This window comes from Halobacterium litoreum (assembly GCF_021233415.1).
Lineage (GTDB): Archaea > Halobacteriota > Halobacteria > Halobacteriales > Halobacteriaceae > Halobacterium > Halobacterium litoreum.
In genome coordinates this window covers 1,736,446-1,757,247 of the sequence record NZ_CP089466.1, presented here as the reverse complement: position 1 = coordinate 1,757,247, position 20,802 = coordinate 1,736,446, and the positions used below count along the sequence as shown (strand labels likewise).

The window sequence follows — 20,802 nt, the reverse complement described above, 5'->3', positions numbered from 1 at the left end:
TAGAGTAGTTATGGGAGTTGTATGGGAGATAAATCCGACCCCTCGGTGGAAACTCTTGAACTTGAGCACGAGGAGTTACGAGAGTTGTATAATCACTATACGAATGCCAGTCAGGAGGTTGGGAAAAGAAATCGGCAAATGGGGCGAATCACGCTCCTGCTCTTTGCTGGTCTCTCATCAGTTTTATTCGCTGTAAAAGACGCGATAGTTGATTTGGTCAAGCACCCACAACCTATTGTGAAATCGGGCAATCTGATTATTTCATCACCGATAACGATCGCTGTTACTGCGATTCTTCTCATACTGGGGCTGTTCGGGTTTCTATCAAAATCGGCTCGGAGTTCGAATGTCTCGCCGGAACTTATCCCAGAAGACGCGTCTTCATTCGAAAGTAAGGAAGAGTATCTTAACAGCCGAAATAATGCCTATCGAGAGTATCTGATTAAGAGTTCAGAGAATCTTGATGATTTGAGGACTGTCGAGAGTATTGATATCCTACTCATTTGTCTTGGGATGATTTTGAGTGTGATAATATCATTTGCTGCCACGAGTGGGGAACCCATTAGCATATACTTGTTAGTCGCTATCGCAATTGGATACTTTTTCGTGGTTCTCCGAGCACTCGGTGAACTTGAGTCAGAACTACAGTCGCAAAAACAGTATCTCATGAAGATAATCAACCGCTTAGGTTCTAACTGATCTTTGCCCTCAAAGATAGAGCGGCCTTGATTTTCAGGAATTAAGTCGGGCCTATCACTTTCACTTTCACTTTCACTCCGCGGACGGCTCGCCTTTACACAACGTGCCTACGCACCGGAATTGATGCATGGTGGAAGCAAACCAGACCGCCACTGGATTGAGCCGCCTCGTGACGTTCGAGACGAGCGAACGCGAACAGTTACTCATCAGAGCAGGATTCAGCGAAGTCGAGAACCGAGTCCTCTACCAAGGAGACGTGACCGGACGGTACGCTGTTGTCCCGGTCGACGAACTCGTGGGCGACGAGGATCGCGGCGACGACGTGCTCGGCTTCGACGCGGAGCCGCAGGTCGAGGAGATGCAGATTATCGGCGACGCGGCCCACGTCGGAGCCGACGGAAGCGAACACGTCGCGTTGTATCGCGGTGGGGAGCAGGTCGCAGAATTCGACTCGAAGGGGGCGTACGGACTGCTCTGGATTCCGTACGAGTAGGTGGCTTGAAACCCGATTGAATGGTTTCCTCCTTTCGTTAGAATCAGCGTCGGTTGTTTCTCTTCATTTTCTTCACTTTTCTCTCTAACTCAGACACACGCCCAGACAGACCCCTTCCGCTTATCGCCCCCATTCCAACGGTCTCCTCTAAGTCAGAAATTCGGTCTTCAAGTGAGGGTCTAGCTGTACTTCCTTGAGAGTCAGAGATGAACGAGAATACATCCTCTTTGGTCTGCTCGATTTCTCTCCCTGTTTTCTCTATTTCTCTCCTCGTCTCTTCGACTTCGTTCCGTGTAGATTCTATCTCTTCTTTTGTGTCCGCAACCTCCTTCTGGTTCTGCTCGACCTCTCTCCGAGTTTCTTTGATATCGCTTGCAGTCGTCTTGATCTCGTCTCTTGCATCGCTCACCCTCGCTTCAATTTCAGACATCTCAACATAGACTGTTGCAACGACAAACCACTCGACCAGAGCACCGGAAAGAAAAGGGATCACCCACAGTACGTCTCCTTTCTGCCGAATAAAGGAACTCACCAGTAGTAGCAATGCACCTAATATGAGAACACCAGTCTTGAATGCTAAGCTACGCTCAAGAAAATAATTCGGGAGGAGATCTTGAATCTCAACCATGATAGGCCAAACTCGATAACCGACACGGCAAGAGATTTGGGGATATTCCGTCCGAGATTACGAATTAGTGGTTTATAACTCGAGGAATTAGCTTCTCACTCTGGTTCCGGCGTGTCTCGCAGGTCTGCCTGACCGGCGAGATACCGCTGGCCCTCGTTCGTGATTTGATAGAGTCCCCGGCCGACACGTTCGACAAGTCCGGCATCCATCAATTTCGAGAGTCGTCGTTGGACGGTTTTTCGATGATAGTCGTAAGGCCCTTCGTCAGTCATCGAACTGGGGGTAGAACGGCCTTCAGACTCCAAGAACTCCAGAATCCGGTCGTCAGTTGCCTGCATCCACTCGGCCGGGAGACGATACGCCATACTTCAACTGCGGCCCGGGCACCCAAATGAGTTGGTCTAAGTATCAATTGGATAGTCGGAGTCAATTCGATAATTGACTAGGTGCGCATTCGACAAATGACTCAGAGAATCTATTTGTAGACGGAGTATATCTGTATGTTCCAAGCGGTGCGCGATTCCACCGCTGGGGAGTGAGAATGAGCGAAACCGAACACCAGAATGACACCGACGAACCGACCTCGGAGGAGTCGGAGACGAACGACTTCCTCTACGTCTGTGCGGACTGCTCGAACGTCACGTACAGCCGGATGCCGGAGTGCCCGGCCTGCGAGAGTACCAAGGAGAAGCTGACGCTCGCGGTCGTCAACGAGGAGGGCGAGCGATGAGCGACCTCGACCCGCTGCCGCCGGAGGACGCGGTTGACCTCTACCTCGACGCGCGCCGCGACGACGCGGCGAAGTGGACGGTCACGAGCCACAAGTACCGGCTTCGTCCGTTCGTGGAGTGGTGCCGGGAGGCGGGCATCGAGAACCTGAACGAGGTGAACGGACGCGACCTCTACGAGTACCGCGTCTGGCGCCGTGAGGGCGGGTACAGTAACGCGAACGTGGAGGAGCTTGCGCCGGCCACGCTGGAGTCGGCGCTGCAGACGCTGAAGCGATTCCTGAAGTTCGCGGCGGACATCGAGGCAGTGCCCGAGGACCTCTACACGAAGGTGCCGATTCCCGACCTCTCGAAGACCGACGAGGTGTCGGACAGCAAAATCCCGCCCGAGCGAATCCCGCCGATTCTCGACTACCTCGACCGCTACGAGTACGCGAGTCGGGACCACGTCGTCGTGCTCGTGCTCTGGCACACCGGCGCGCGACTCGGTGGCGTGCGCTCGCTCGACCTCCGTGACCTCGACCTCGACAGCAACTCGCCCGCCATCGAGTTCCACCACCGGCCCGACACGGACACGCCGCTGAAGAACGACGAAGCGAGCGAGCGCCACAACCGAATCAACGCGGGCGTGGCGCAGGTCTTGGAGGACTTCATCGAGGGGCCGCGCCGCGAGATAACCGACGACTACGGTCGTCGCCCACTCGTGACGACGACGCAGGGGCGGGCGTGTCGCGGGACGATTCGGGAGACGGTCTACAAGTGGACGCGCCCCTGCTTCGTCGGCGAGGGGTGCCCACACGGACGGGAGATCGAGGAGTGCGAGGCGACGGCGTTCAAGAAGTCCACGAAGTGCCCGAGTTCGCGGAGTCCCCACGACTTCCGGAAGGCGCGCGTCACGAAGTACCGGAACGACGGCGTCGCTCGGGAAATCGTGTCCGACCGACTGAACGCGTCCGAGGACGTGCTGGACAAGCACTACGACCGCGCGTCGAAGCGCCGGCGCGCCGAACGCCGCTGGGATGCTATTGACCGATGATTCAGAGTACCAACGCCACGGCTCAGACCAGTCCGCGCACCGCGCTGAAATCAGCCGCTATGATGAAGCAAAACTCCGCGCCCTCTGCTTATTTCCACGTTCCTGCAGCGCCCATCATTCTGCGAGAATCTTCGTGGTGAGTGAAGCCTGTGTCGGGGGCTTCGAGTCGTCCCGCGGCGCCGGTGCCGTTCGGTGGGCGTTCTATTCGCTGTAGCGCTCGACGAGCGTCCGGAGTTGGGATTCGTTCTGGACGCCGACGAGTTCCTCGGCCTGTTCGCCGTCGGCGAACAGGACGAGCGTCGGCACGCCGCGGACGCCGTAGGCGGCCGCGAGTTGTTGGTTGGCGTCGACGTCGACTTTCGCGACGGCGGCGTCCGTTTCGGCGGCGATGGTTTCGACGGTCGGTTCGAGCATCTGGCAGGGGCCACACCAGTCGGCGTAGAAGTCCGCGAGGACGACGTCGTTGTTCGCGACGTACTCGTCCAGTTCGGGTTGGCCGTCGATGGCGGTCGGTTCGTTGGGCGTGGTGGCGGGTTCGGTCGTCATCATCACCGACTACGCGCCACCAGCAGTTAACAGTTGTGGATGTATTATACAAGACCGGTTCGCGAGGGCAGCGACTGGCGAAACGTGGTGGAGCTGACCGGGGCAATCGGCGGAGTCAGTGATTACGGGTTCGAGAAACGGAACTACTGTACGCGGTAGCGAGACGGCGTACGTTCGGTCCGCGGCGTCGACTACGGCTCGGCGCTCAGCTCTCGACGGACTGGGTCGCGACGTCGTTTTGCTCGTACTTCGTCTCGAACTCCTGGATGAGTTGCCCCATCTTGGCGTACCAGTCGTTGAGGAGGCGCTGCATGTTGTCGGCGATGCTCGCGGGGTCCGTCGGCCGGTAGACGTGGTAGTAGCCGCCCTGGTCGTAGTTGACCTGCTCTTTCTGGATGAAGCCGGCCTGCAGCAGGCGCTGGACCGCGCGGTACGCCGTCGAGCGTTCGCGGTCGACGGCTTCCGCAATTTCGTCGACGGTCAGCGGTTCGTCGGTGTTGATGAGCGCCTGAAACACGTCCTTGTCGAGTTGCTTGAGGCCGTGGAAACACTCCAGTAGCCCCTCGCAGACCATGTCGCGCTGGAGTTGCTCGGCCATCGAGTCGGGCATTAGTAATCACGTGGACATTCGCGCTCCGCCGTTAAAAGACTTGTGTACGGATTGCACAATCGTACCCACTGAGCGGCGTGAGGGCCGGTCAGTCGGCGGTACTCGTCGTGGTGGAGCCGGTGTCCGAGCGGAGTTCGCGGAGCGAACTGACGACGACGGCGCCGGCGACGAGCGTCGCGGCGCCGAGGATGACGAGCAGCGAGACCGTCTGGAAGACCGGCATCTCGAGGTAGGAACCGACCTCGCGGATGGCGACCGCCAGCGACCCGAGGAGCAACATCACGCCGAAGTACACCTTGATGTCGTCCTCGTCGACGATGCTCGTCGCTGCGGCACCGAGGCGCGCTCCGAGCGCGCTCCCCGCGAGCAGCGGCGCGACGATGGAGAGGTTGACCGCGCCGTCCATCGCGTACAGGAAGCTGCCGATGCCGCCGGAGAACACAATCTCGAAGAGGTCAGTGCCGACCGCAATCGGGACCGGGACGCCGATGAGGTAGAACAGCGCGGGCATGCGGATGAAGCCGCCGCCGACGCCGAGGAACCCCGACAGCAGTCCGGTGACGAACGCGACGCCGAGGATGAGCCACAGCGACACGCTGACGCCGCCGCGGAGGCTCATCATCGGGGGAATCCGGTAGGACTGGATGGTCTTGGCGATATCGGGGATGTCGTCGGCGTCCACTTCGCCGTCGGCGTCGTGGTCGATGCCGCCGTCGTTGCCCTTGACGGCGTTGTAGGTGACGAAGGCCCCGATGGCGCCGAGCAGGCCGACGTAGATGATGCTCACGACGGTGTCGGCGATGCCCATGTCCTGCATCCAGTGGAGGCCGATTTTCCCGACTTCGATGCCGGCGGTCGTCCCCGCGATCATGAGGACGCCGAGTTTGTAGTCGACCTGCCCGAGGTCGCGGTGTTTGAGTGTCGCGATGACGGACGTGGCGAACACGAACGCGAGCCCGGACGCGACGGCGACGTCCGTCTCGTAGCCCATCACCATTAGCGCGGGCGTCACGAGGAACGACCCGCCCATCCCGAAGAACCCGAACAGAATGCCGATGAGGACGCCGAAGCCGGTGAACAGCGCGAGCAGCGAGACTGCCACGCCGAACAGTTCCATCGTCATTCTCCACCGAGTAGGTCCATCAGTTTCGGTCCGAGTAGGCGTTCGAGGGCGCCATACCCGACGTACAGGATGATCGCTTCGACTAGCACGACACCGACGACGAGTAACGCCCCGTCGATGCCGGTCGCGTTCTCAAGCCCGAACATCGTCCAACACCTGGAACTGTATTGTGTGGTTCATGGTATTCTGCGCACTTCCGTCTAGCCCGGTGCCTGACTTAACGGTTTTGGGTCTAGCGCACAATTCTATCTGCAACAGTACGCTGTACGTTACAGCGAACGAACGGCGCCGCGAACGGGCAGTACTCCGGTCGAGAACCGACAGAAAACGACACACTGCGCCTCGGTCGGACCGACGTTGGATGCCCCGGGGCGCTCTCACAGCGCGGCCATCGCCACGCCGTACCCGAGGACGAACGCCAGCGCGAACGAACCGGCCCACGCGCCGACGGTCACCAGAATCTTCCGCGTACTCACCGCGTCCCGGCCGCCGACGGCCGCTCCGCTCCCGATGATGGCGCTGACGACGATTTCGTTGAACGAGACGGGGACGCCCAGCAAAACGGCGGTCTGCGCGATGAGAAACGACGGCACCAGCGCAGCGATGGAGCGCCGCGGCCCCAGACTGGAGTAGTCCTGTGCCAGAGACTTGATCATCCGTGGGGCTCCCGTCCACGACCCCACGAGTATCCCGGCGCCACCGCCGACGAGGACGGCCGTCACCGGCACCACGTCGACGGTGTCCAAAAGCGGGAGTAGCGGCCCCACCGCGAGGCCGACCTGGCTCCCGCCGGCGGAGAACGCGACGAGCGACCCGAGCGCGAGCAACACCCGCCGGAGCCCGCCGGACGGGTCGCGGCGCACGTCCCACGAGACGAGCCCCCCGACCGCGAGCGCGAGCACCGCCGTCGACGACACGGCGACCGAGAGTCCGGTCACCGGCAGCTGGCGCTGGATGACCCCGACCAGCGACCCGGCGGCGCCGCCGGGGCCGAGGTACGCGAACTGCACGTTCGCGAGGACGGCGCCGACGAGCCCGGCGAGGGACGCGACGCTGTACCGCTCTGGGACGTCCTCGCGCGGGAGGACGCTCGCGATGCCGTACGCGAGTCCGCCGCCGACGAACGGCGTCGCGACCCAGACGGCGCCGATCTCCGCGTACTTCCCCCACGCGGGCGAGCCACCGAGCGCCAGGCCGACGCCGACGACGGAGCCGGTGACGGTGAACGCCGTCGCTATCGGGTAGCCGGTCGTGATGCCGATTGCCATCAGCCCCGCGCCGATGGCCAACACGACGATGACGCCGGTTACGGGGAGGCTGACGCCGTCGACGAGGCCACGACCGACGGCTTCGGAGACGTTCGAACCCTGGACGACCGCGCCGGCGAACCCGAAGATGCCGACGACGAACGCCGCTCGCATCGTGGAGACGGCGTTCGCACCGACCGCGGGCGCAAACGGCGTCGCGCCGCTCGACCCGGCGCCGATGACCCACGACATGAACAGGCTCGCGAGCCCGGCGACCAGGAAGAGCGCGATTACTGAAGCTTCCATCTGATGTGTGTGCGGTGGTCAGTCCCGACTAGCGCCGGTGTCCGTCCGGCGCGCTGCCGGGTCAGTCACCCGCGAGGGACTCTTGGCTCGCTGCGCAGTTGTTCGGCCCGAGTTCGAGCGTGAACGCTTCGTCGTCGTCGACGGCGTTCTGCCCGAGGTTCGTCGCGATGATGTCCTCGTAGTTCGCGGGCCGCGGCGGCATGTCCGCGAGGACGAGTTCGACGAAGTCGTCTTCGTCCATCGTGAGCGCGTCCATCTCCTCGACGAGGTCGCCGACGGGCGCGGTGTACGTGCCGTCCGCGGCCGGTTCGGCGGCGTCGCTGAAGTGAGCGCCGCCGACGAGCGTGTCGTCGGGCAGCGAGACGACGCGCTCCTGGAGGGACTCGTAGAGCATCCGGGCGGCGTCGGGCGCGCCGTCGTCGCCCTCTTCGAGGTCCGGGCGGGCGACGCTCTCGATGAACAGGCCGTCGCCGGTCGCGAGCAGGCTGTCGCCGACGAGGTACGACGTCATGCCCGTGGTGTGGCCGGGCGTGTACACCGCTTCGATGGTCGCGTCGCCGACCGCGAAGGTGTCGCCGTCGGCGGCGGTCGTCAGTTCGTCCGCGTACGTGACGCCGCGGTCGACGGCCGCTTCGGGGACGACGCCCTCGACGCCTTCGTCGTCGAGCGCGCGGACGCCGGAGATGTGGTCGGCGTGGATGTGGGTGTCGAGCGCGTACTGCAGGTCGACGCCGAGGTCGTCGGCGTCCGCGAGGTAGCGGTCGGTGAACGCGCGAAGCGGGTCGACGATGGCGGCTTCGCCGTCGTCGTAGAGGAGGTAGCCGAGGCAGCCCGAGGACGGGCGCTGGTACTGGAGGAGCGTGCCGGCGCCGTCGTAGTCGGTGACTTCGACGGCCTCGTAGATGCGCGCCCAGCCGTTCATCCCGTCTTCGAGGTGGTTGACGTCGTAGCCGCGGTCGGCGAGCGTCCCCGCGACGAACTCGCTGGCGCCGCCCTTCGCGCACAGGACGGTGACTTCGCGGTCGTCGGGAATCTGTGCGAGTACGTCCTCGTCGATGTCGTCCTCGAGGAACTCGAAGTAGGGGACGTTGATTGACGTGACGTTCTCGCCGTCGATGCGCCACTCGTCGTAGTCAGACTCCATTCGCGCGTCGAGCAGCGTGACGGATTCGCCCGCGTCGATGCGGTCTTTCAGCGTCTCCGGTTCGACGGTCTCGACGTCTGCGTCCGGCGTCGGGAAGTCTTCGGGGTTCATGCGTACACCCCCTTCTACCGTGCGGCCACACAAAAGGGTTTGCATAGTAGTTCAATCTCTACGCAATACTATTGGTGGGGGACTGAAGTATGGTGTTCGGAGACGGTCTAAAAGGTGCTTTCGAGCGTTCAACAGCCAGAGGGACGAGAACAGTAGTTCTAATCGCGCACAAGAAACGTGGCGCGCGTGCCCGTCGTCGCCCCGGTGCCACGCGGGCGAATTCGGCCGGTCAACAGCGCGTACAGCGTCGCCGTTGGTAGTACAGCAGGGCGGCGAACAGGCCGACGCTCGCCACGCCGAGCAGCGGGCGCAGCGGGTCGAAGTACGTCATCAGCGCCGACGACCCGAACAGCGCCAGTAGCGCGACGTTACAGACCGGGCAGCCGAACGCGAGGACGCCGCCGACGAGGCCGCCGACGGCGAACTGGTCGCCCACGGGGTCGTCGTTCAGCGACCGCTGGTAGACGAACGCGCCCGCGAACGCGGCGGTCGCGGCGAGGAACAGGTAGTCCGCGGGCGTGCGTGAGACCATCCGGACGTAGACCGGGTTCGGAATCAGCCCCGTGACGACGCCGAACAGGACGAAGGCGCCGACGGCGACGCCGACGCTCTTCGCAACTCGCGTCGCGGGACTCACGGGAGACACTCCTCTACGGTGTCGAGGACGTCGTAGACGCCGGGTGAACGGTCGCGGCGCACCGCGGCGACCACGCCCGCCGTCTCGGAGAAGGGAACGACGAACGTCACCACCGAGCCGTAGACTCGGACCGTCGCGTGCAGCGGCTGGTCGTGGTACTCCTCGTACGCGGTGTGGCCGAGGGACTCCAACTGGATGTTCTCGAGGATGTCCCGAATCGCCGCCGGTTCGTACGCCGCCGAGAGCGCGTCGTCCCGGTAGACGACGGACGGGTCGCCGTCTTCGAACGACCCGACGCCGACAACGGCGTCCCCGTACGCGTCGCGCAGTCCGTCCGCGATGCCGTCTGCGAGTTCTTCGGACGTCCGTCCGTCGAGCGTGTCGACGTCGACCAGTCCCGTCATCGTCGGTGCGTTCGCCGCCGACCGACTTAGTTGTTGTGCAAGATAGATGCAATACTGCTTTCTCGTCCGCCGCGTCCAGTGGCGGGCCGGGTCGAGCGCCTCCCCGAACCGAAAACGCAATCCCTGTCCGGTCGCGGCCGCCCGCCGACCGAGTGAGCCGCCGGATGCGAAAATAGTTTGCTCCGTAAACCCAATACTCCACACGAACGATGCTCCCGATTGACCCGAGCGACATCGACCCCGAGGACTACGGCGAGGCCCAGACCACCCTGGAGATGGACCACGAGGACGCAATCGAGCACGTCCGCGACGTGTTCACCGACGCGGGATTCGGTATTCCCGTCGAATTCTCCCCGTCCGAGATGCTGAACGAGAAGGTGGACGCGGGCCGCGACCCCTACTACGTGCTCGGCGCGTGTAATCCCGAAGTCGCAGACCGCGCGCTCGACGCCACGGACGACAAACTCGGCGCGCTGATGCCGTGTAACGTCGTCGTCTGGGAAGAAGAGCCCGGCGTCCAGCGCGTCTACCACGTCTCGATTATGCGCATCGCCCGCCTCCTCGGCCTCCCGGCCGACGACGACGAGATGGCCGACATCGTCGCCCAAACCGGCGAACTCGTCGACGAAGCCTTCGCGAACCTCGGCGAGTGACGCGGTTGACCGCGGGCACCGCCCGCGGCGCGCGGCGAGCCACACGTTCAAGGCGGCGTCGCGCCTTCGTTAGCGTATGAGCGGCTATTCTCGGCGCGCAGTGCTCGCGTCCGCGGCGGCGCTCGGCGCGTCGCTCGCCGGCTGTACGACGGGACGCGACCCCGACAGCACGCCGACCGCGGAGCCGGCGTCCACGACCCCGGAGGCGACGGCGACGCCGTCGGGCGAGCGCACCTCGTGGACCGTTTCCGTGTTGCGCGTCGTGGACGGCGACACCGTCGACGTGGAGTTCGCGAACGGCGTGCAGGACACGATTCGGCTCCTCGGCGTGGACACGCCGGAGACGCGCGCCGGCGACACGAACCCGAGCGAGTGGCCGGGGATTCCCGAGTCGGAGGCGGGCCACCGCCACCTCGCGGCGTGGGGCGAGCGCGCGAAGCAGTTCGCCGTCGAGCAGTTGGGCGGCCGCGACATCTACGTCGAGGCCGACCCGGTGGCCGACCGGCGCGGCGGGTTCGGGCGCTTGCTCGCGTACGTCTCCCAGTCGCCGGACGACCCGGTGTCGTTCAACCGCAAACTCCTGGACGAGGGGTACGCGCGACTCTACGACACGGCGTTCTCGCGGCGCGACGAGTTCGCGGCGGCGGAGGCGGCGGCCCGTGAGGCCGGTCGCGGCGTCTGGACCTTCGACGAGGACGCGACGACGACGCAGGTGGGGTCGGGCGCGCTCCGCATCGCGACGGTCAACGCCGACGCCGAGGGCGACGACCGCACGAACCTGAACGGCGAGTACGTCGTCTTGGAGAACGCGACCGACCGACCCCTCGAACTGGGCGGGTGGACGCTCTCGGACGCGGCGGACCACGAGTACGTGTTCCCCGCCGGGTTCGAACTCGACGCCGGCGCGACGGTGACGGTGTACACGGGGAGCGGCCGGAACTCGGCGACGGAACTCTACTGGGGCGCGGATTCGCCGGTGTGGAACAACAGCGGCGACACGGTCTCGGTTCGGTCCGCCGCCGGCGACCTCGTGGCCGAGTACGCGTACGACTGATGGGGTGGCCCCAAACATGGTTTTCATCCTACACAACGGTTTTGTATAGGCACGCCGACAACAACCGTATGCCGCAATCCGTGGTCGGCAAGCCGGCCGCCGACAACTGGGACCAGGTGTTCGACGCGCTCTCCGCGGAGCCCCGCCGACAGATCGTCGTGTCGCTGCGGGACGCCGCGCCCGACGACGCCCTCGAACTGCCCGACGCGGCCGTCACTGCCCGGCCGCCCGCCGACCGCGACCGCTTCGCCACGAGCCTCTATCACCGCCACCTCCCCGCGCTCGCGACCCCCGAGTACGTCGAGTGGGAGCGAGACCGCGGACTGGTGCGACGCGGCCCGAACTTCGATCAGGTCGCGGCCGTCTTCAGAGCCGTGTACGCCGACGCGAGCGCGCTCCCGGCGGCGCTCGTTGATGGCTGTCGCGGCCTCGAACGGCGGCGCGGCGACTGACTCGCATCCCGAGCGCGCTCGGTCACGAACACCCCCGCGAGAGCGGCGTTACTCGCCGCGGCCGAGCGTGTAGAACTCGTCGTTCGGGCGCATGTCAGCGAGCGTCGCCATCCGATTCGAGAGGTTGAAAAAGGCCGCCACGGAGCCGATATCCCAGACCGCCTCCTGCGAGAATCCGGCGTCGTACAGCGCCTGCACGTCGTCCTCCGTGACTTCGGCGGGGGACTCGGTGAGTTTCACGGCGAAGTCGAGCATCGCGCGGTGCTCCTCGGACACGTCTGCCACGCGGTGGTTCGTCGCGAGTTGGTCGGCGAGTTTCGGCGCCTCGGCGTAGATGCGGGTGAGCGCGCCGTGGGCGACCACGCAGTAGAGGCAGTCGTTCGCGCCGGAGACCGCCACCACAATCATCTCGACTTCCTCGCGGGCGAGGGGCGTGTCCTCGACGAGCGCGTCGTAGTAGTCGAAGAACGGCCGGAAGTGACTCGGCTTGTACGCGTACGCCGCGAACACGTTCGGCGTGAAGCCGGCGCGCTCGGTCTCGTCCTCGATTCGCTCGCGCAGGTCGTCCGGGAGGTCCGACTCGTCGGGGACGGGGAACCGTCGCATCGCGTCGTCGTTCATGGCTCAATCCGGGGCGGCCGCCACCAAAGCAGTTGTCCCTACCGGAGTCGGTCGCCCGCCGCCAGTCCGGATTCGAGCGCGCGGTGGACGCGCCCCTCGCCGACCACCCAGTCGCCAGCGACGTGCAGGCCGGCGTTCGCGAGCGCGGCCACCGGTTCGCGGTCGACTGCCGCCTCGGGGAGCGCGTACCGCCAGCCCTGCGTGTCCGTCCAGTCCGGGTCGCGCAGGCGGTCGTCGCCCACCAGTTCGGCGGCGAGTTCGGCCGCCGCCTCGGTCTGCTCGCTGGCTGGGTCGTCGTAGTGCTCCCTGGACCAGTCGGGCGCCATCTGCACGACCAGCAGACTCTCGCCGTCCGGAACGTGCCCGGGTTTGCACGCCTCGCGGGAGAGCCACCCCACGTCGTGGGCGTCGTCGGTGTTCACGAGCGCGTACCACTCCCGGTCGAGTTCGAAGGTGTAGTGGAGGACGGCGGTGACGACACTCCGGTACGGAACCGCCGCGACGGCGTCGCGAGCGTCGGCGAGTCGGTCGCCGCCCCAGTCGGTCGCGCCGAGCAGGTCGGCGGTCTGGGGCGCTGGCGGCGTGAGGAGCACGTCCGCGAACGGGCCGTACGTCTCGCCGTCGGCGTCCGTCAGCGTCCACCGGCCGCCCTCGCGGGCGAGCGACTCGATTCGCGTCTCCCGGTGGACCGCGGCGTCGGCTTCCGCGAACAGGCGCTTCGCGAGTTGGGTGATGCCCGCCTCCCACGTCCACTTCGGCCCGTCGCCGTCCCTGCCGGGCGCGACTGCGCCGTCGCCGTCGAACGTCCACACCGGCTCCGCGATGTCGTGGCGCCCCTCGCTCCCGAGTTCGTCGAGCAAGCCCTGAACCGGGCCGTCGCCGGGCTTCACGTAGTTCGCGCCGTGGTCGTACCGACAGCCGTGTTTCCGGCGCGTCGCCGCGCGCCCGCAGACGCCGCGGGACTTCTCGAAGACGGTCACGTCGCGGTCCGCGTCGCGGAGCCGGTAGGCGGCCGCCGCGCCCGCCGCGCCCGCGCCGACGACTGCCAGCGGTTCGGTCATACCGCCGCTTCGGTCGCGCGTGGCTTATTCGTCGCCCCTCCGGCAACCCGCCCGAAAGAGAAAGAGGTTTGCGGGAGCCACAAGCAGGCAAAAATTATGAAGGTACGCATCGGCGGCGGCGCGACCGAGTCCGAAGCGGAAGCGGTCGCGGCGGCGCTCGCCGAACACGTCCGGGACGACGTGGAGGTGTACCTCGGTGACGCCGACGAACCGGCGGCGACCGCCGAGGCGCCCGAGGAACCGACCGACGCGGACGCCGAGGAAGCGTTCGACGACCTCGGCCCGACCGAGCGAGAGGAGCGCCTCCGCGAGGAAATCGCGGACATCCTCGACGGCGGCCCCGAGAAGTACAAGGAACGCCTCAGCGAGCAGGACAAACTGTTCGTCCGGGACCGCCTCGACCTCTGGTTCGGCGAGGAGGACGGCGACGGCGACGGCGACCTCCTGTTCGAGGACGGGAAGTTCGCGAACTTCGACTCGTGGCACCCCGACAGCCCCGAGGTCGAGGAGGCCGACGAGGGCAACCGCCTGCCCGCGGACGGCCTCATCACGGGCGCCGCCGACTTCGACGGCCGCGACCTCCACTTCATGGCCAACGACTTCACCGTGAAGGCGGGGTCGATGGCCGAGCGCGGCGTCGAGAAGTTCCTGCGGATGCAACAGCGCGCGCTCAAGACCGGGAAGCCCGTGCTCTACCTGATGGACTCCTCCGGGGGTCGCATCGACCAGCAGACCGGCTTCTTCGCGAACCGCGAGGGCATCGGGAAGTACTACTTCAACCACAGCCGGCTCTCCGGGCGCGTCCCCCAGATTTGCGTGCTGTACGGGCCGTGTATCGCGGGCGCCGCGTACACGCCGGTGTTCGCGGACTTCACCGTGATGGTCGAGGGGATGTCCGCGATGGCCATCGCGTCTCCGCGGATGGTGAAGATGGTCACCGGCGAGGAAATCGAGATGCAGGACCTCGGCGGCGCCCACGTCCACGCCGAGGAATCCGGGAGCGCCGACCTCGTGGCGAAAGACGAGGAACACGCCCGCGAACTCGTCGCGGACCTCGTCCAGTACCTCCCGGACAACAGCGACGAGAAGCCGCCGAGTCAGCCCGCGAAAGACCCCGCGAAGCCCACTTCGGGCATCGACGGCCTGATTCCGGAAGCCCCGAACCGCGCGTACGACATGCACGACCTCATCGACCGCGTGGTCGACCGGGACTCCTTCTTCGAACTCCAGCCCGAGTACGGGAAGGAAATCATCACGGGGTACGCGCGAATCGACGGCCGCACGGTCGGCATCGTCGCGAACCAGCCCGCCGAGCGCGCCGGCGCCATCTTCCCGGACGCCGCCGAGAAGGCCGCGGAGTTCGTCTGGAAGTCCGACGCGTACAACATCCCGCTGCTCTACCTCTGTGACACGCCCGGCTTCATGGCGGGCAGTCAGGTCGAGAAGGACGCGATTCTGGAGAAGGGCAAGAAGATGATTTACGCCACCAGCGAGGCCACCGTCCCGAAGCAGTCGGTCGTCCTCCGGAAGGCGTACGGCGCCGGCATCTACGCGATGTCCGGCCCCGCCTACGACCCCGAATCCGTCATCGCGCTCCCCTCCGGCGAAATCGGCATCATGGGCCCGGAAGCCGCCATCAACGCGGTCTACGCGAACAAACTCAACGCCATCGACGACCCCGAGGAGCGCAAACAGCGCGAGCAGGAACTCCGCGAGGAGTACCGCGAGGACATCGACGTCCACCGGATGGCGAGCGAGACGGTCATCGACGAAATCGTCCCGCCGTCGGAACTCCGCACCGAACTCGCGAACCGCTTTGCGTTCTACGAGGACGTGGAGAAAGACCGGCCGTCGAAGAAACACGGCACCATCCTGTAATCGGCGCGCCGCCCCGACCGCAAACCGTCGTACGCAACACCTTTGTGCCGGCCCGACTACCGTCCGGTAGCCGATGGAGGGAGTCGAGCGACGGGACCGAGTGGCGGACCGAACCGGGAGACAGTGACCGACGACGCGGCACCGACGCCGCCGTCCGAGCGAATCGTCGGCCTGGACGCGCTCCGCGGGTTCGCGCTCCTCGGCATCCTCGTCATCAACATCCGCCTGTTCTCGATGCCGGAAGCCGTCCTGTTGAACCCGACCGTGTACGGCGACTTCTCCGGGGCGAACTACTGGGCGTGGTTCGCCGGGTACGTGTTCGCCGAGCGGAAGTTCCTCACCCTGTTCACGATGCTGTTCGGCGCGAGCGTGCTGTTGTTCACGCGGAAGTTCGACGACCAACTGACCACGCTGCGCCTGCATTACCGGCGCTCCCTGTGGCTGGTCGTGTTCGGCCTCGCGCACGCGTACCTGCTGTGGTACGGCGACATCCTCGTCTCGTACGGCGTCACCGCGCTGTTCGTCGTGTTCGCGCGCGACGAGTCCGCGAAATTCCTCGCCACCGTCGGTGCCGTGCTGTTCGTCGTGCCGTCGCTGCTCGAATTGCTCACGGCGACGTCCGGCGACGTGTCGTCGTTCGTTCCGGCGTGGCGCCCCGCCGAGTCCGCGCTGCAGGCGGAAGTGGCGACGTACCGCGGCGGCTGGCTGGCCCAGATGGACCACCGCGCGGCGTCGGCGTGGAGCCGACAGACGACGAGTTACCTCGCCGCGACCGGGTGGCGGACCGCCGGCGCGATGTTCGTCGGGATGTCGCTGTTCAAGACCGGCGTCCTGACGAACGAGCGGTCGGCGCGGTTCTACCGCCTGCTGGTCGCGGTCGGCGGCGTCGTCGGCGTCGCCACGATGGTCGCGGGCGCCGCGTACGTCGAGTCGAGTGGCTGGTCGCCGACCGCGGGGCTGTACTGGCAGCAGTTCATCTACTTCGGCGCGTTCCCGATGGCGGGCGCGTACATCGGTGCCGTCATGCTGTTGTCGCGGCGGCGGCCCGGCGGGCGCGTCACGCACGGGCTGGCCGCCATCGGGCGGACCGCGTTCAGCAACTACATCCTCCAGTCGGTGCTCGCGACGACCATCTTCTACGGCCACGGCCTCGGCCTGTTCGGGCGCGTCTCCCGCGTGGAAGCGCTCGGTGTCGTCGCCGCCATCTGGGCGTTCCAAATCGCGGTGTCGGTGGCGTGGCTCCGCCGGTACCGGTACGGACCCCTGGAGTGGCTGTGGCGAACCCTGACGTACGGCGAGCGCCAGCCGATTCGCCGAACCGACCGGTAGCCGCTCAGTTCTCGCCGAGCGCGTCCACGAGCACCGCGAGCGCCAGCCCCGTCAGCCCCACGTCCCGCGCGACCACGTCCCCGAACGCGCCGGTGTCGACCCAGACGACGGTCAGGTACGCGGTGGTCGCCGCGAGCGAGACGGCCGCGACGAGCGCCGCGACCCACGCCCAGCGGTCGGCGAGCAGGAGTGCGGCGAACCCGAGTTCGAGGTAGCCGTTGACGAGCATGAACGCTCGGGGCGAGACGACGAGCCACGGCGCCAGCCAGTCGGCGACGTAGACCGTCCAGCCGGCCGGGTTCAGCAGTTTGTGCGCACCCGCCGCGACGAGCATCAGGCCGAGCCCCCAGCGCGCGATTGTCGCCGGCTCGGGCGCGGTTTCGGCCGCGGCGCTCGCGCGGGTGCGGACGGCGGCGGCACGCGCTCGGACGTCCATGCATGCATCGAGGAAGCGCGCTCGGAAAACTGCTGGCGTCCGCTACCAAGTGGAGTCAGCGAACGCGTCGACGTAGTCGTCGAACCGCGAGACTGCGCGGGAGACGGCGCTCTCGCTCGCGGCGTCGACCCCGAGGTCGGCGAGCAGTTCGACCGCCGGCGCCGACGTGCCGGCTTCGAGGAACGCGACGTAGTCGGTCGGGTCGGTTTTCCCACCGAGGCCGTCAGCCACCGCGAGCGCGCCCGCCGTCCCGAGAATGTAGGGGTAGTGGTGGTAGAGCGGGACGCCGTAGAGGCCGGTCGTCCACCCGGCGCGGAGGCCGTCGGTCTGCGCGACCACGGGGTCGAACTCGGCGAACAGGTCGCCGTACGTCTCGTCCAGCCAGTCCGCCGTGAGACGGTCGCCGGCCGCGACGCGCTCGTGGAGGTGGTGGGTGAACGCCGACCAGCGCGCCGAGTAGAAGAGGTTCGCGCCGACGCTCCGCATCGCCCGCGTCGCGACGGCGGCGCGCTCGTCGCCCGTCGTCGCGTCGAGGAGTTGGTCGACGAGCAGCACCTCGTGGAGTTTGCTCGGGAGTTCCGCGGTCGGCCCGGGGATGCCCGAGGTGACGTGTGGCTGGGCGTCGTCCGCGAACGACGAGTGGACGGCGTGTCCGAGTTCGTGCGCGAGCAGGAACAGGTGGCCGAGCGACCCGTCCCAGCGCGCGAGCACGAACGGCCCGGCGCCGGGCGCGTGCGTCGCGTAGCCCGCGCCCCGCTCGGTCTTTCCGGCGTGGTCGAAGGCGTCGACGCGACGCTCGCCGAAGACGACTTCGAGCCGAGCCCGGTACGCCTCGCCGAGCGGCGAGACGGCGTCCAGAATCAGGTCGCGCGCCTCGTCGAAGTCGTACCGGGGCGCGTCGCCGTCGACTGGCGCGGCCTGCAAGTCCCACGGCCGGAGCGTCTCGACCCCCAGCGCCTCCCGGCGGAGCCGCTGGAGGCGGTGCTTGGGGTCGAGGTTCGCGCGCACGCCGGCGACGAGCGCGTCGTACGTGTCGGTCGGCAGGCGGCCCTGCGGCCGGCACGCGACGTACGGGTCGTCGCCAGCGAGCGCCGCGTCGAGCGCGCTGTCGTAGCCCCTCGCGTCGGCGAGGCGGACGTTCCGGCGCGCCATCGTGTCGAGGTTCGCGGCGAGTGTCGCGCGCCGGTCGCGGAACGCCTCTCTGACCGCCTCGAACGCGCGTCGTCGGACGTCGCGGTCGCCCTCGCTCTGGATTCGGGAGCGCTCGCTCCTCGTCAGGACGACGGCCTCGCCGTCGACCTCGATTTCCGGCGGGTCGAAGTCCCGGTCGACGAGCGCGCGGTGGACGCGCTTCGGGGCGTCGAGCACGTCGTCGAGCGCGGCGAGCAGGTCGCTGGCCGCCGGGTCGAGCGCGCGGTCGGCGCGGCGCTCGATGTCCGCGACGTAGCGGGAGAATCGGCTCGGTACGGCGCCGCGGTAGTCGGCCTCGCGGACGCGGCGCTCCACGTCGTCGCGAACGCGCATCACGTCGCCGTGCAAGCGTTCGGCGCGGTCGCGGTCGGCTGCTCGGTCGTCGTCGCCGGTCGCCACGTCGGCGCGCAGACTGGCGTACGTGCGGAGGCGGTGGTCGCGGGCGGACAGCGCCTCGAAGTCGGCGAGCACGTCGCCGACCGGGCGGTCCGTGTCGAACGTCTCTATCGACTCGGCGAGTGCGTCGGCGGCGTCGGCCCAGTCCTCGCGGCCGTCGAAGATGCGGGTCAGGTCGAAGCGGTGCGTCTCGGGGACGTCGTCGCGTGAATCGTACATCGGTGACTAGCGGGTGTCGGTCGGCGGGCGGCGCTGGCGGACTGCGACGACGCTAGCTGAGCACAGTTCGTCGTCACCGCGAACTGACAAAAGTGTACCGCGGGCGTGCCAGTCGTCGGCACGACGCGAGTCGCCTCCGCGCTACTCGGCGGCGTGCTCGCGCTTGAGCGAGAGGACGGTGCGTTCGAACTCGCAGACCAGCGGCGAATCGCCGCCCTCGTTCTCGCGGTTCACGGCGAACACCTCGACGCGCATCGTGACGACGCCGCGCTCGCCGTCGCTCGTCTCGCGCTTGTCGGTGACGGTGGACTGCACCCGGATGGTGTCTCCGTGGAAGACCGGGTTCGGGTGCTCCACGTCGTCGTACGAGAGGTTCGCGACGATGGTGCCGTCCGTCGTCTCGGGGATGGTGATGCCGACGGCGAGGCTCATCGTGTAGAGTCCGTTGACGAGGCGCTCCCCGAACTGCGTCTCGGACGCGAACTCCGCGTCGAGGTGCAGCGGCTGTTGGTTCATCGTCATGTCGCAGAACTGCTGGTTGTCCGACTCCGAGACGGTGCGTCGCCGGTCGTGCTCGATTGTCTCCCCCTCCTCGAACTCCTCGTAGTACAGGCCGGGCATACTCGGGACGTTTCTCGCCTCCGGCAAAACGACTCCGGAAGTTCGTCTCGTTTCTCGGTGTCAGTGGCGACGACTCCAACAGTTGGTAGGCCGCTTCGAAAGCCCCGACGCGGTGGACTCGGTGCGCTCGCTGTGCGCCTCGGTCGCGTCGCTCCCTCGGTGCTTGCGTCGCGCGCCGGGGCTTTCTAAACAGCGTCGGCGGCGAGTCGATAGCCACCGAATCCGCGTCCTCAACACAGTCCGGAAACCTACAAGGCACGCGGTTCACTCGTTCCGGTATGGTCAGACGAAGCGTGCTGTTCTCGCCGGGCGACCAGCCCGAGTTGATGCGGAAGGCGCCCGGCGCGGGCGCCGACGTGGTGGTGTTCGACCTCGAAGACGCAGTCGCGCCGGGGCAGAAAGACGAGGCGCGGGCGGCGGTCCGGGGCGTGCTCGACGACGCCGAGTTCGACCCGGACTGCGAGGTGTGCGTGCGCGTCAACCCCGTCGGGTCGGGCGCGGGCGACGACGTGGAAGCCGTCCTCTCGGATGGCGGATTCGACGCGGTGATGCTCCCGAAGACGGGCGACGCGGACGACGTGGCGACGCTCGGTCGCCTGCTGGACGAACACGACGCCGAGGCGCCGGTGCTCGCGCTCGTGGAGTCGGCGGCGGGCGTGCTGAACGCTCAATCCATCGCCGCCGAGGAACCGACCGACGCGCTCGTGTTCGGCGCCGAGGACCTCTCTGCGGACATCGGCGCGACGCGCACCGACGAGGGAACCGAGGTTCTACACGCGCGCGAACACGTCGTGCTCGCGGCGAGCGCGGCGGACGTCGACGCCATCGACACCGTCTACACGGACATCGAGGACACCGACGGTCTCGCCGCTGAGACGCGGTTCGCGGCGGGCCTCGGGTTCGACGGGAAGATGGCGATTCACCCCGCGCAGGTCGCGCCCATCAACGACGCGTACACGCCCGACCCCGAGCAGGTGGAGTGGGCAGAGCGCGTCCTCGAAGCCAAGCGAGCGGCCGACGAGGAAGGGAGAGGCGTGTTCCGCGTGGACGGCGAGATGATAGACGCGCCGCTGATTGCGCAGGCCGAGCGAATCGTGGCGCGCGCGAACGCGGCCGACCGCTAATCCGCCGTCAATCGCGTATCATCCCCGTCAATCCGCCACGCTTAACCCGACACCC

Annotated in this window: 25 protein-coding genes; 10 read left to right on the top strand and 15 right to left on the bottom strand. The window is 66.5% G+C overall.

Annotated elements, in window-relative coordinates:
• Positions 1–21: 21 nt before the first annotated feature.
• Both LT972_RS09605 and LT972_RS09600 read left to right on the top strand, forming a co-directional pair.
• Positions 22–699 carry a hypothetical protein gene (locus tag LT972_RS09605; protein WP_232569876.1) on the top strand — a complete coding sequence of 226 codons (678 nt, stop codon included), beginning with the start codon at positions 22–24 and terminating at the stop codon, positions 697–699.
• Positions 700–826: 127 nt separating this feature from the next.
• On the top strand, positions 827–1,192 hold the full coding sequence (locus LT972_RS09600) for a hypothetical protein (protein WP_232569874.1): 366 nt from the start codon (positions 827–829) through the stop codon (positions 1,190–1,192).
• 43 nt (positions 1,193–1,235) lie between these two features.
• Here the strand turns inward: LT972_RS09600 and LT972_RS09595 are convergent, their stop codons facing one another.
• Together LT972_RS09595 and LT972_RS14955 are read right to left on the bottom strand one after the other, a co-directional pair.
• The gene (locus tag LT972_RS09595) at positions 1,236–1,820 is read right to left on the bottom strand and encodes a coiled-coil domain-containing protein (protein WP_232569872.1); all 585 of its coding nucleotides are present in this window, start codon (positions 1,818–1,820) and stop codon (positions 1,236–1,238) included.
• 95 nt (positions 1,821–1,915) lie between these two features.
• On the bottom strand, positions 1,916–2,158 hold the full coding sequence (locus LT972_RS14955) for a winged-helix domain-containing protein (RefSeq protein WP_456298742.1): 243 nt from the start codon (positions 2,156–2,158) through the stop codon (positions 1,916–1,918).
• Between the two features lie 203 nt (positions 2,159–2,361).
• Between LT972_RS14955 and LT972_RS09585 the strand changes: the two genes are divergently transcribed.
• Both LT972_RS09585 and LT972_RS09580 read left to right on the top strand, forming a co-directional pair.
• Positions 2,362–2,550 carry a hypothetical protein gene (locus LT972_RS09585; RefSeq protein ID WP_232569870.1) on the top strand — a complete coding sequence of 63 codons (189 nt, stop codon included), beginning with the start codon at positions 2,362–2,364 and terminating at the stop codon, positions 2,548–2,550.
• The gene (locus LT972_RS09580) at positions 2,547–3,584 is read left to right on the top strand and encodes a site-specific integrase (RefSeq protein ID WP_232569868.1); all 1,038 of its coding nucleotides are present in this window, start codon (positions 2,547–2,549) and stop codon (positions 3,582–3,584) included. The genes LT972_RS09585 and LT972_RS09580 overlap by 4 nt, the downstream gene beginning before the upstream one ends.
• Before the next feature lie 201 nt (positions 3,585–3,785).
• Here LT972_RS09580 and trxA read toward each other — a convergent pair whose 3' ends face one another.
• The 8 genes from trxA to LT972_RS09540 all read right to left on the bottom strand — a co-directional run bounded on the left by trxA (position 3,786) and on the right by LT972_RS09540 (position 9,712).
• Positions 3,786–4,130, bottom strand: coding sequence for a thioredoxin (trxA, locus tag LT972_RS09575; protein WP_232569866.1), 345 nt, complete (start codon positions 4,128–4,130; stop codon positions 3,786–3,788).
• A gap of 205 nt (positions 4,131–4,335) precedes the next feature.
• Positions 4,336–4,740, bottom strand: a complete 405-nt coding sequence (locus LT972_RS09570; protein WP_232569865.1) for a helix-turn-helix domain-containing protein — start codon at positions 4,738–4,740, stop codon at positions 4,336–4,338.
• An 88-nt stretch (positions 4,741–4,828) separates the two neighbouring features.
• Positions 4,829–5,857 carry a sulfite exporter TauE/SafE family protein gene (locus LT972_RS09565; protein WP_232569863.1) on the bottom strand — a complete coding sequence of 343 codons (1,029 nt, stop codon included), beginning with the start codon at positions 5,855–5,857 and terminating at the stop codon, positions 4,829–4,831.
• Positions 5,858–5,859: 2 nt separating this feature from the next.
• A complete protein-coding gene (locus LT972_RS09560) occupies positions 5,860–6,009 on the bottom strand; it encodes a DUF7512 family protein (RefSeq protein ID WP_232569861.1) in 150 nt (49 codons plus the stop codon).
• A 231-nt stretch (positions 6,010–6,240) separates the two neighbouring features.
• Positions 6,241–7,416 (bottom strand): inorganic phosphate transporter, encoded by a 1,176-nt coding sequence (locus LT972_RS09555; RefSeq protein ID WP_232569860.1) that lies wholly within the window; start codon positions 7,414–7,416, stop codon positions 6,241–6,243.
• 61 nt (positions 7,417–7,477) lie between these two features.
• The gene (locus LT972_RS09550; protein WP_232569859.1) at positions 7,478–8,671 is read right to left on the bottom strand and encodes an MBL fold metallo-hydrolase; all 1,194 of its coding nucleotides are present in this window, start codon (positions 8,669–8,671) and stop codon (positions 7,478–7,480) included.
• A gap of 229 nt (positions 8,672–8,900) precedes the next feature.
• Complete coding sequence (locus LT972_RS09545) at positions 8,901–9,308, bottom strand: hypothetical protein (protein WP_232569858.1); 408 nt, start codon at positions 9,306–9,308, stop codon at positions 8,901–8,903.
• Complete coding sequence (locus LT972_RS09540) at positions 9,305–9,712, bottom strand: hypothetical protein (RefSeq protein ID WP_232569857.1); 408 nt, start codon at positions 9,710–9,712, stop codon at positions 9,305–9,307. The genes LT972_RS09545 and LT972_RS09540 overlap by 4 nt, the downstream gene beginning before the upstream one ends.
• Before the next feature lie 209 nt (positions 9,713–9,921).
• Between LT972_RS09540 and LT972_RS09535 the strand changes: the two genes are divergently transcribed.
• From LT972_RS09535 to LT972_RS09525, 3 genes are all read left to right on the top strand, one after another.
• Positions 9,922–10,365, top strand: coding sequence for a DUF302 domain-containing protein (locus tag LT972_RS09535; protein WP_232569856.1), 444 nt, complete (start codon positions 9,922–9,924; stop codon positions 10,363–10,365).
• Positions 10,366–10,441: 76 nt separating this feature from the next.
• A complete protein-coding gene (locus tag LT972_RS09530; RefSeq protein ID WP_232569855.1) occupies positions 10,442–11,419 on the top strand; it encodes a lamin tail domain-containing protein in 978 nt (325 codons plus the stop codon).
• A 68-nt stretch (positions 11,420–11,487) separates the two neighbouring features.
• Positions 11,488–11,871, top strand: a complete 384-nt coding sequence (locus LT972_RS09525) for a DUF7344 domain-containing protein (protein ID WP_232569854.1) — start codon at positions 11,488–11,490, stop codon at positions 11,869–11,871.
• Positions 11,872–11,919: 48 nt separating this feature from the next.
• Here LT972_RS09525 and LT972_RS09520 read toward each other — a convergent pair whose 3' ends face one another.
• Together LT972_RS09520 and LT972_RS09515 are read right to left on the bottom strand one after the other, a co-directional pair.
• Entirely contained in the window at positions 11,920–12,492 is a 573-nt protein-coding gene (locus LT972_RS09520) for a peroxidase-related enzyme (RefSeq protein WP_232569853.1), read from the bottom strand.
• 38 nt (positions 12,493–12,530) lie between these two features.
• A complete protein-coding gene (locus LT972_RS09515; protein WP_232569852.1) occupies positions 12,531–13,553 on the bottom strand; it encodes an NAD(P)/FAD-dependent oxidoreductase in 1,023 nt (340 codons plus the stop codon).
• 96 nt (positions 13,554–13,649) lie between these two features.
• Here LT972_RS09515 and LT972_RS09510 point away from each other — a divergent pair, with 96 nt between their 5' ends.
• A complete protein-coding gene (locus LT972_RS09510; RefSeq protein ID WP_232569851.1) occupies positions 13,650–15,431 on the top strand; it encodes an acyl-CoA carboxylase subunit beta in 1,782 nt (593 codons plus the stop codon).
• A 123-nt stretch (positions 15,432–15,554) separates the two neighbouring features.
• Positions 15,555–16,760, top strand: coding sequence for a DUF418 domain-containing protein (locus LT972_RS09505; protein ID WP_232569850.1), 1,206 nt, complete (start codon positions 15,555–15,557; stop codon positions 16,758–16,760).
• 4 nt (positions 16,761–16,764) lie between these two features.
• Here the strand turns inward: LT972_RS09505 and LT972_RS09500 are convergent, their stop codons facing one another.
• From LT972_RS09500 to LT972_RS09490, 3 genes are all read right to left on the bottom strand, one after another.
• Positions 16,765–17,196, bottom strand: coding sequence for a DoxX family membrane protein (locus LT972_RS09500; RefSeq protein WP_232569849.1), 432 nt, complete (start codon positions 17,194–17,196; stop codon positions 16,765–16,767).
• Between the two features lie 42 nt (positions 17,197–17,238).
• Entirely contained in the window at positions 17,239–19,002 is a 1,764-nt protein-coding gene (locus tag LT972_RS09495) for a M3 family oligoendopeptidase (RefSeq protein ID WP_232569847.1), read from the bottom strand.
• 141 nt (positions 19,003–19,143) lie between these two features.
• Positions 19,144–19,623, bottom strand: a complete 480-nt coding sequence (locus LT972_RS09490) for a MaoC family dehydratase (protein ID WP_232569845.1) — start codon at positions 19,621–19,623, stop codon at positions 19,144–19,146.
• A 278-nt stretch (positions 19,624–19,901) separates the two neighbouring features.
• Here LT972_RS09490 and LT972_RS09485 point away from each other — a divergent pair, with 278 nt between their 5' ends.
• The gene (locus tag LT972_RS09485; RefSeq protein WP_232569843.1) at positions 19,902–20,747 is read left to right on the top strand and encodes an HpcH/HpaI aldolase/citrate lyase family protein; all 846 of its coding nucleotides are present in this window, start codon (positions 19,902–19,904) and stop codon (positions 20,745–20,747) included.
• Positions 20,748–20,802: the final 55 nt, after the last annotated feature.

What these genes read in the sequence shown, in the direction of transcription:
- LT972_RS09605 (WP_232569876.1), top strand. Translation starts at nt 22, where the DNA reads ATGGGAGATAAATCCGACCCCTCGGTGGAAACTCTTGAACTTGAGCAC.
- LT972_RS09595 (WP_232569872.1), bottom strand. Translation starts at nt 1,820, where the DNA reads ATGGTTGAGATTCAAGATCTCCTCCCGAATTATTTTCTTGAGCGTAGC.
- LT972_RS09580 (WP_232569868.1), top strand. Translation starts at nt 2,547, where the DNA reads ATGAGCGACCTCGACCCGCTGCCGCCGGAGGACGCGGTTGACCTCTAC.
- LT972_RS09515 (WP_232569852.1), bottom strand. Translation starts at nt 13,553, where the DNA reads ATGACCGAACCGCTGGCAGTCGTCGGCGCGGGCGCGGCGGGCGCGGCG.
- LT972_RS14955 (WP_456298742.1), bottom strand. Translation starts at nt 2,158, where the DNA reads ATGCAGGCAACTGACGACCGGATTCTGGAGTTCTTGGAGTCTGAAGGC.
- LT972_RS09535 (WP_232569856.1), top strand. Translation starts at nt 9,922, where the DNA reads ATGCTCCCGATTGACCCGAGCGACATCGACCCCGAGGACTACGGCGAG.
- LT972_RS09485 (WP_232569843.1), top strand. Translation starts at nt 19,902, where the DNA reads ATGGTCAGACGAAGCGTGCTGTTCTCGCCGGGCGACCAGCCCGAGTTG.
- LT972_RS09500 (WP_232569849.1), bottom strand. Translation starts at nt 17,196, where the DNA reads ATGGACGTCCGAGCGCGTGCCGCCGCCGTCCGCACCCGCGCGAGCGCC.
- LT972_RS09600 (WP_232569874.1), top strand. Translation starts at nt 827, where the DNA reads ATGGTGGAAGCAAACCAGACCGCCACTGGATTGAGCCGCCTCGTGACG.
- LT972_RS09540 (WP_232569857.1), bottom strand. Translation starts at nt 9,712, where the DNA reads ATGACGGGACTGGTCGACGTCGACACGCTCGACGGACGGACGTCCGAA.
- LT972_RS09490 (WP_232569845.1), bottom strand. Translation starts at nt 19,623, where the DNA reads ATGCCCGGCCTGTACTACGAGGAGTTCGAGGAGGGGGAGACAATCGAG.
- LT972_RS09565 (WP_232569863.1), bottom strand. Translation starts at nt 5,857, where the DNA reads ATGGAACTGTTCGGCGTGGCAGTCTCGCTGCTCGCGCTGTTCACCGGC.
- LT972_RS09510 (WP_232569851.1), top strand. Translation starts at nt 13,650, where the DNA reads ATGAAGGTACGCATCGGCGGCGGCGCGACCGAGTCCGAAGCGGAAGCG.
- LT972_RS09570 (WP_232569865.1), bottom strand. Translation starts at nt 4,740, where the DNA reads ATGCCCGACTCGATGGCCGAGCAACTCCAGCGCGACATGGTCTGCGAG.
- LT972_RS09585 (WP_232569870.1), top strand. Translation starts at nt 2,362, where the DNA reads ATGAGCGAAACCGAACACCAGAATGACACCGACGAACCGACCTCGGAG.
- LT972_RS09495 (WP_232569847.1), bottom strand. Translation starts at nt 19,002, where the DNA reads ATGTACGATTCACGCGACGACGTCCCCGAGACGCACCGCTTCGACCTG.
- LT972_RS09560 (WP_232569861.1), bottom strand. Translation starts at nt 6,009, where the DNA reads ATGTTCGGGCTTGAGAACGCGACCGGCATCGACGGGGCGTTACTCGTC.
- LT972_RS09525 (WP_232569854.1), top strand. Translation starts at nt 11,488, where the DNA reads ATGCCGCAATCCGTGGTCGGCAAGCCGGCCGCCGACAACTGGGACCAG.
- LT972_RS09530 (WP_232569855.1), top strand. Translation starts at nt 10,442, where the DNA reads ATGAGCGGCTATTCTCGGCGCGCAGTGCTCGCGTCCGCGGCGGCGCTC.
- LT972_RS09520 (WP_232569853.1), bottom strand. Translation starts at nt 12,492, where the DNA reads ATGAACGACGACGCGATGCGACGGTTCCCCGTCCCCGACGAGTCGGAC.
- LT972_RS09555 (WP_232569860.1), bottom strand. Translation starts at nt 7,416, where the DNA reads ATGGAAGCTTCAGTAATCGCGCTCTTCCTGGTCGCCGGGCTCGCGAGC.
- trxA (WP_232569866.1), bottom strand. Translation starts at nt 4,130, where the DNA reads ATGACGACCGAACCCGCCACCACGCCCAACGAACCGACCGCCATCGAC.
- LT972_RS09550 (WP_232569859.1), bottom strand. Translation starts at nt 8,671, where the DNA reads ATGAACCCCGAAGACTTCCCGACGCCGGACGCAGACGTCGAGACCGTC.